The 9,288-nt window shown below is 34.8% G+C and carries 7 protein-coding genes; all 7 read left to right on the plus strand.

Annotated features, from left to right (window positions below; all coding sequences use genetic code 11):
* Window positions 1-33: 33 nt before the first annotated feature.
* Entirely contained in the window at window positions 34-255 is a 222-nt protein-coding gene (locus ACN0QX_RS14250) for a hypothetical protein (RefSeq protein ID WP_085496254.1), read from the plus strand.
* A gap of 1,414 nt (window positions 256-1,669) precedes the next feature.
* Window positions 1,670-2,734: a BF3164 family lipoprotein gene (locus tag ACN0QX_RS14255; RefSeq protein ID WP_273277549.1), complete on the plus strand. Its 1,065-nt coding sequence runs from the start codon at window positions 1,670-1,672 to the stop codon at window positions 2,732-2,734.
* A 34-nt stretch (window positions 2,735-2,768) separates the two neighbouring features.
* Window positions 2,769-3,209: a DUF1573 domain-containing protein gene (locus tag ACN0QX_RS14260; RefSeq protein ID WP_085496262.1), complete on the plus strand. Its 441-nt coding sequence runs from the start codon at window positions 2,769-2,771 to the stop codon at window positions 3,207-3,209.
* Window positions 3,210-3,308: 99 nt separating this feature from the next.
* Entirely contained in the window at window positions 3,309-5,516 is a 2,208-nt protein-coding gene (locus tag ACN0QX_RS14265; RefSeq protein ID WP_085496264.1) for a hypothetical protein, read from the plus strand.
* Window positions 5,517-5,674: 158 nt separating this feature from the next.
* Window positions 5,675-7,561 carry an O-antigen ligase family protein gene (locus tag ACN0QX_RS14270; protein WP_417197911.1) on the plus strand — a complete coding sequence of 629 codons (1,887 nt, stop codon included), beginning with the start codon at window positions 5,675-5,677 and terminating at the stop codon, window positions 7,559-7,561.
* 72 nt (window positions 7,562-7,633) lie between these two features.
* On the plus strand, window positions 7,634-8,530 hold the full coding sequence (gene lepB / locus ACN0QX_RS14275) for a signal peptidase I (RefSeq protein ID WP_085496269.1): 897 nt from the start codon (window positions 7,634-7,636) through the stop codon (window positions 8,528-8,530).
* 189 nt (window positions 8,531-8,719) lie between these two features.
* Window positions 8,720-9,288 (plus strand): hypothetical protein (locus ACN0QX_RS14280; protein WP_417197913.1); only part of this gene is annotated, 569 nt, incomplete at its 3' end.

Consider the following 9,288-nt stretch of genomic DNA (forward strand, 5'->3'; position numbering starts at 1 on the left):
TAATTTTTATTAATCTTTTAAAAATTTTTAATTATGAAAACAAAAAATTATTTAAAATTATTAGGTGGTTTATTAGTAGCTGTTGTGATGGCGGTTAATTATGTTAACATTAATAGTAGTTCGGCAAATTCTTTTTCTGTTATAGAGGTTAAAGATGCCAAGGCATCTGGCTTTTGTGTTTACAGTGATTGGGATACATGTATTGAAGAGGGTGGTGGTGAATGGTATACACTTTATGATTTTGAAGAAATATAAAAGTCTCATGGATTATTCATTGTTTTACTTTGTACTATCATATTTGTTGTCAAGTTAAGGGGGTTCTGCTAAATTTTATTGATTTATCTCAGATGAATAGACTGTAGTTCAAAGTGTATCCAAGTATGATTTGCTTTAACGTTTTGGAGATATGTTATTTTGCCTCTTGGATTTATTATATCATAGAAGGGGAATTTGGCTTAGATTCAATTGCTATTGAAAGTTTTTGATGGGAGTTTTCCTTCGGGGGTATCCCCGAAGGAAAAATTCCCCAAAAAAGTCAAATAGTTGTGTTAAGAGCTACAAACAAATGACCTTGGAACAAAGGTCTGTTGTTGAGTGGAAGTTGAAAAACGGCCTTAAGAAGATAGATATATTCATAAAGCATCCATTGCCGAGTCGTCCCTTTCCCAAGAGCAGGAAAGGAACTAGGGAAGACGGGGCGTTAACAATACCAAAGATACCGAAATAATTGTAGACGAGCGAATGAGGGAAGGACATGTGAAAAAGCGTTTTACGCCCAAGATGTAGCTTTATGAATGGGACAAGCTCTGGAATTACTAATGGTCCCTCTAAGTGATAACAAGTAGTGCACGTCTGAGGGATATAGATATGGTCTGTCGTGAGCGCATCTAAATAAGGATATGGGAGGACAAGGCTATTGGAGGTAAACTTTACAAGAGTTTGAGGAATTCTTACGTAAAATATAAACGATACTGAGAAAAGACAATAGTGGGCATACTGGGAAGGGTCGCCATAGATAAGTTCCTCTCGATTGTGGAAAACAAGAAAACTGTCGGGAACTTCAAGGAAGACCTTATCATCGAAAAGGGGCATAAGGGTGCATTTTGGACAGGTGCTCCAGCTTACTGTTAGTCGAAAATGTCGGTGGAAATGCAATCGATAAGTTCTTCAAGATCACAGTAAATGCACAAGAACTTTATAAGGAATGAATCCATATTAATCCAATGACAAAGGTAAGGAGATCTCTGGGCATATGAAAATCGCCAAGAAATCGGTTGTAATGTATTTTTCATATATCCATAAGTATCTTGGGAACGGGCATCAATGAGTATACCAACAAATTATTGAGAAAGTATTTTTCCAAGGATTCACCTTTGGGCAACGTGCAAAACAACCAAATTGGTCATGTAGTTAAATTACTTGATGACAGATCAAGGAAAAAATTGGATACGGAACACCCTAAAAAGTATTTTTTGGATGTATTCACAAAAAATCAAAACATACATATGCTAGTATAATCGACCTTGTGATGATTAATTATTTTAAGTTGCGCTTTGTTTTTATGATACGTATTTTACGAACATGTTATAGGAATATTTATAAAGGATTTTATAAGATACATCCGCCTCTACATATATACTGTTTAAAAATACTAGCAACGTGTGTTCTGTTGGGTTGTGCTAACAACTACAATAATCCGTTAAACGATTTTTCTAAAGATAATGAGATTGTACTGGTAGGTGAGGAAATCCGATTTCAAAGCGACACAATACTATTTCGGCCCCGTAAATTCGAAGTTTATGACACCTTGGCCATTTTTAATGATAATACAGGTGAGGCGGGTTTTAGTATTGTCAATTTAAAAGATGGCCGTTTAGTAGAGAAGTTTGGTTTTGCGGGCAATGGAGAATCCGAAATGAATATTAATGCAGTTTCAATGGAAAATGGTGTCGCAAACAATGATTCAGTTTTTAGTATTACCCAGGTAAACTCTCCGCATAAAATCTTTCGCTATAATTGGGACAGTTTATTAAATAAATCTGAATACAGGCCGAAACCTATTTTTTATTCAACAAAAATTACTTTTTCGAATACTTATTTCTTGAACGATTCAATTCTATTCGGTAAGTTTTTAACTTCAAATATGGATAACAAAACCTTTGGCGTTTTGAACCTCTATACAAACAAATTAACAACGGGTATTGAAGTACCCGGAAATGAAAATAATAAAACCCAAAGCGAAAAGGATTCTTTGTACTTCAAATATTTAAATATGAGAATGGATAATAGAGTAGCCTATAGACCAGGAAGCTTCCATGAATTTGCTTGTTTTTCTGGTAAAGGAGCAGTAATTCAAATAATATCGGTTGACAAAAATTATCGTTTAAAGAAAAAATATCAAAAAGTATACTATCTGCCTACTTTTAATCTTCTTGTAGGACCAAATTCAAAGAAAATTGTTGCAGGGAAGGACAGTAAAAAAGGCTTTCGCAATATTGCGGTTAGTGATAAAAATATCTTCGCCCTTTACAGTGGCCCTTTGTTGAACGACAGTGATGAAAACTTCAATATATCCGATATTGTCTTGGTTTATGATTGGGAAGGGAATCCAGTAAATAGAATTAAATTGGACAGAAAAGTGAATACAATAGCTATCGACAGAGAAAATTTCACACATTTATATGGAATGATGGACTCTAACAAATTAATTAAATATGTATTATCTGAAAACTAGTCAGTAAAAGTTAGTGACTTAATTATTTTAGAAAATGGAAAATGAATACAAAATATTGCTATGGACAATATTACTTTTTATTGGATTGACTGGATGTAATCAAAAACACAAAGACAAGAATAATGAATATAATTTGGAATTTAAGAATGTGCAAAACGATAGTGTTAAGATTGAGTTTATTACAAATACTACTATCAATATAGGTTCCGTTAAGATAGGCGATACAATTAAAAGGGTTTTTAAATATAAGAATGTAGGGCAACACCCATTTTTAATTTATAACGCAGAGGCTACTTGTGGCTGTACGGTAGCTTATTTTAATGATAGCCCTTTACCTGTTGGAAAGACTGATTCGATAATTGGCATCTTTGTAAGTGATGAACACATGAAAGGTTTTGTAAACAAAGTAGTGACTGTTAACAGTAATTCACCATTATCCCCATTTTTATTGACATTTTATGGTAGGGTGGAATGAAACTTTGGCTCTTTACAGTACTATAGAACCAATGATTGTTGGCTTGTTACATTTATTAAGCATAAGGGCTATTCCACTTCATATTCTATTTTGTTTCCAATGAGTAAAAGATTATTTGTTCTTTTGGTAAATCTACAAATATTGGTATTTTTTCTTCTCCTATTCTATAATTGTGTGGATTTAAGAAGATATCCATATCCGAAAGGTGTGCTTTCCTCTTTAGAAAAAGCGGGGGAAAATAAAATGGAATTGATTAAAGTGCTAGATCATTATAAAAAGTATCCACAAGACAGTTTAAAATATAGGGCGGCCTGTTTTCTTATATCTAATATGAAGGGTCATTTTTCATCAAAAAGGATTGAGTCCTACCCAGATTTAGTAAAAGAATCATTTAAAAAAATTGACTCGCTTACCAAAGTAATCTTCTTTCATGAGGCAGATACTTCACTTTTCCGGTTTGCAGATTATCTTCATAATATTCTAGACACAAAGGATTTCGCTCCGACAAAGGGCTTTGTAGATTCCCTGATAAAAAGAACTTACCCTGATACTGTTGACGTAAAATTCCATAGAAAAAAAGTTGTACATTTTGAGCACTTTGTAGATAGTATTGGCAAGGAATTGCTATTCAATATCCAAACGGAAAATCAAACCAACGGAATTTATCCCGATTTGAAAAATATCTCCTGCAACTGGTTGATTGACCATATTGATAATGCGTTTTCCTGTTGGAAGAAGTCCCCTTTTGCAAGGGATTTGAGTTATAACGAGTTCAAGAACACCTTGTTGACATATAGGAGCATGAATGAATCTGTGGATACATATTCCAGTTATATTAATAATTATTTTTACGGTATTGTTCATTCTAATGATTCTTTAAACCTTGCTAATACCGTGAGACGCTTAAATTTTGCCACCTATTGTCTCGATGTTTTCGAGGACAATGGCCATAAAATCGGAAATTTAGGGTTTTACGATATTTTACAGTTTTATAAGTTCGATTGCGACCGACATTCCGAATGGACAGTAAGGGTATTAAACGCATGTGGCGTTCCCGCTTATTTGGACTATACTTCGGGTTACTTTAACAGGGACAAAATACATTATGGGGTATCGGTACGGGATACTTCAGGAATTTATCACCATTATTCCCCTAAATGGCAACAGTTAGGTGATTACAGGCATCAAAACGAATTATCCAAAATGTACAGAAATATGTATGTCAAACAGAGGTGCCCAAGAACATTGGCCAGCATTAATGAATACGTCCCGAATACATTCAAAAACCCATATATGAAGGATGTAACCGAGGAATACCACAAGGTTACCACCTTTTCAGTTCCCTACAAGTTTAAGAAGGATAGTACCAATAGAAAATTGGGCTATTTGGCGATATTTAGCCCTAGAGGCTGGAAGCCCATTGCCTGGGGAGAGATTGATTATGACCGTAAAAAAATCAATTTTGAAAAAGTTCCTGTAAATGCAACTTATATTGTTGGTATCTATGATTCCAATGGGTTCATTCCAATCTCCAACCCATTACATATCGATTTCGACAGAAAGGTTATGGAAATAGCTCCCAACAACAATCCGATTACCTTACGACTTACTCGTAAATTTCCCTTGAAATACCATTTAATTGAGTTCATGAAGGATATGATTGGCTCCAAAATACAAGGGGCCAACAGCGCGGATTTTTCGGATGCAATAGACCTCTATTCCATTGGCTCATCAGACATTTTGGATTTTTCAGTGAAAGCCTTACCTATTTCGACAAAAAAGAAATTTAGGTATGTGAGGTGTATTAGTAATGGTAAACCGCTTAATATTGCAACTTTTGAGGTGTTCTCTTCAGTAAATCAAAACATGAATATTGTCAAAGGGTCGGAACCTTCTATCTTGTCTGAGGAAAAATTAAGAAACGTGGATGTTGGTCTTTATACAAAATTGAATGGTAACCTTTTACCTTCAAGCCAAGATGTAGAGCGGGCCTTGGATGGCAACCTAGAAACATACGTTACAACTTTTTCCATAGGTATCGATTTTGGAAGCCCTCAGCACATTTCACAAGTAAGGTTTGCCCCCAGAAATGCCAACAATGGAATAGTGATTGGGGATAATTACGAGCTTTTATATTACGATAAGAGATGGAAAAGTGGAGGCTCCAAAATTGCAGAGTATAACTTTTTAAAATTTGAGAATGTACCCGAGAATACGATATACTGGTTAAGAAACAAGGACCACGGTAAGGAAGAATTACCCTTTGTTTATAGGGACGGTAAGCAAATATTCGTAAACGAACGTTAGTTTAACAGGTTTCGGAGTTTGTGAATATTTTTTTCATTTTACATGGACTATATGGAGATGTGGATAATTTCCGATTATTGTAATACTCACTTTCTATAAAATTTGAAAAAGCCTTAGCCCCTTGAATCCTGAAAGTTATTTTGCAAAAGGACATTGAAATGACACTTAAGATAGATTGTACCAAAATTAGAATATTAAGATTAGAACATAGTATTAACTTATTGATAGTGCTGTTGTTATTCTCTCTATACGTATTTTTGCCATCGATTGATTTCTTGCCATTTCGACGCTCCCCAGTGACCGGAAAATTTATTATATTCTTACTCGCAACCCTATTAATCGTCTGCTTATTTTTGGGAAAGCTGAAAGTTTCTGATGAATCCTTTTCTATTGGCCGGATAGATATTTCAATTCTTCTACTCGTGGTTTATATAACGTTCAATAGATATTTTTTTCAACCCACTTACGGTTTTTCAATAAGGTTCTACGAATTGCTGGGGTTGCTGGCATTGTATTTTGTGATAAAATCGCTTACACCTAAACATCATTCTTGGCTACTTATTGCGGCCATTATCGGTGCCAATATCCAAATCATTATAGGATGGTTACAATTATACGGCTTGATAGAATCTAACAGTTCGGTTTTAAAGGTAACAGGTGGTTTTTTTAACAGTGGCCCCTACAGTGGTTACTTGGTAGCCGTTTTTCCAATTGGCCTACAGTTCTTAAAGAATGGTAATTTCCTAATTGAAGATGGGAAAAAATATATTAATATACGAAAAGCAATCGTTCACTTTGCTGTTGTTTTAAACATTATTGGGTGTGTGACAATAATTCCTGCATTAAGATCGAGAGCCGCCTTTATTGTTATTTTCTTTACTGTAGGATATATCTATCGCAAGAATATTCAGTCCTTTTTTGAAAAAAACACAAAGAAAAGGGTTGTAAAGGTTTTGTTGGTTTTGGGGGCAATATGTTGCATGATTACTTCCATTATTTTTATATATAATTTTAAAAAAGGGTCAACTGAAGGGAGGTTGTTGATATTGAAAACTACTGTGGAAATGTTGAAAGATAGGCCTGTTATGGGTTTTGGCTATGACAGGTTCCATAGTAACTATATGCTTTATCAGTCAGAATATTTTGAAAAACACAATAACATAAAAATGGCGCTAAGGGCAGGGAATACAGCTTATGCCTTTAACGAACCATTACAGTTTTCCGTAGAAAATGGAATATTAGGATTGTCAATTTTGTTGCTAGTGCTATATTTTTTAATTATTAGAAGAGGGACTTTAAAAGAAAATGAACCATTGTACGAGATGGCAATGGCCGGAATTTTGTCGATAATTATCTTCTCACTATTCTCGTATCCTTCTAAAATTCTGCCTATTAAATTGGTGTTAATCCTTTACGTGGCAATTTTATCTGCAAACCAGGCTAGTTCCTTTTGCAACCGTTTTAAACCCCAAAATAAATCAAAATCAAGATCATTTTACATACTATTGATTAGTCTATCTATCTCTTGCTTACTGTTTTATAAGACACTGAAACTAGCAAAAGCTTATTATGTTTGGAATAATTCCCACGAAAATTATTTGGATAAAGATTTTAATTTGGCAGTTAAGGGTTACAGGTTAATATACCCGTTTTTTGATACCGACGGGAAGTTCCTTACCGACTATGGTCTGGCTTTATATAGTGCAAAGGATACATATGCTGCCATTAATATATTGAGCAAAGCCAAGAATTATTCTAATAATTCCGTAATAGAAAATGTGTTGGGGAATTGCTATAAGGAAATAGAAGATTACAAAAATGCTGAAATATGTTATCAACGTTCCATTAATATGGTTCCAGGAAGTTTTAGGAGCCATTACTTATTGCTTAAAATGTATTCCGACAACAATCAAATGGAAAATGCTGTGAATGTTGCTAATAGAATATTGAATTTAAAGGTTACAGTTCCTTCCGAGACAACGTTTGAAATAATAAATGGAGCAAAAAATTTTCTAAAACTTCAAGGTGTGAACTATGTTGATTGATTCGACAATACCTGTTGTTTATGGTTGCGGCAGGCACAATCAATTAAAAATGAAATCATTATAACTGTAATTATGGAAAAGCGTTTGAATTTACGACTAAAGATAGCTCGCTTTTTTTTTCTTAAGCTATTAAATGTCTTATTTTGGTTTTTTTTGAGTACGATTGTTTTAAGGTTATTTTTTTTTGATGTTTTCCATATACCAAGTTCTTCGATGGAGAACACCTTACAAAAAAACGATTTTATAATTGTTAGCAAGATTTTTTACGGCAGCCCCCTAGCAAAAATCTTAAAAGAGCTGAAATTTAAGCAAAAACCAAAAATAAACGATCTTTTAGTCTTCAGCGTAGGTAAAGAATCAACGATATACGTGAAGAGATGTGTTGGTCTGCCAGGTGACATAATTGAAATAAAAGACACGGATATTTTTATTAATGGGCGATACGCACACCCTCCCCGTACCTCGTGTCATTTTCGAAAGGTTTGGTACCGAAATTTTAATGACTTAAAAGAGTGTATGAATAAGGACTCAAGCAGTATTATACAGAAATATTCCGGTTACGTTATAATCAATCTTGATTTGAACCAGGAAAAATTGCTTATGGGTTGTAAAAGCGTCGATTCGATCGGGGCAATCGAGCCAGACGCCAAACATAATAACTCAATGATTCAATTCCCACCCTATTCGGAAAACAACATGGATAAATTTGTAATTCCCTACAAAGGATTAAAGATTAGCTTTGAGTCAAACAAAATAAAGGATTATCGTGATATTATGGAATGGGAAGAAGGGGGTGAAATTGGAGAAGAATGTTCTTTTTATTATGATAATAAAGAAAGTGAATTTTATATTTTCAAAAACGATTACTATTTTATGATTGGGGACAACAGAAACAAGTCTATTGACTCTAGGTCATTTGGCCCTGTTGCCCAAAAGAATATTATCGGAAAAGTAATATTCAAAATATAAAACAAGCTTTCTCTTCTTTAAGTATTTAGGTCGCTAATGTTTAAAGAGTAAATTTTTTAAAGCATTAATACCTTCCAATAGGATGGTATTTCATTTTAAATAAATTCAAATGACTAACTTAAGTACAAACTCTAGATATCTAGATATTAAAGTGTGCGTTTGGTTAGAAGTTTACTATTCGAAATAAAAATGTCAAGAAAGTTTATCATTCTGCTATTATTGTCGATTTCAACCTCCGTTTTTTCACAAGATAGGTGGTCGCCCGAAAAGATCTATTTGCAGCTTGCCTCCGAAGTGTTCGCTACCGACCAAACTATCTGGTTCAAGGCCATCGTAACCGATGCAATTTCCCACCGTTTCACGGAAATTAGCGGTGTACTTCATGTTGAATTGATTGGTCCAGACGGGAAAATCGTGTCGCGTAAATTGGTCAAGTTGTCCAAAGGGGTAGGGAGGGGGTCTTTTGAACCCGAAAAGGGCTTGCCGGAGGGCCGCTATCTGGTACAGGCCTATACCCAATGGAACAGAAACTTTGGGGATGATTTCATTTATAAGCGCTACGTGGACATTGTAGCTCCTTGGCCCTCAAACAACCCGAAATTAGTGGATTCCCTAAAACTGGAGAAAGTAGGTGACGGGCGGTTCCTTTTGAGCGCTAAGGTTAGGTCAGACGCCATAGAATCGACCGGGGCCAAGCAGGTACAGGTCGCCATAGAAAGAGATAAGGGGAGCGACACCCTGCTTATAAAAAGAAATGG

The organism is Bizionia sp. (genome assembly GCF_048259285.1).
Taxonomy (GTDB): Bacteria; Bacteroidota; Bacteroidia; order Flavobacteriales; family Flavobacteriaceae; genus Algorimicrobium; species Algorimicrobium hallyeonense.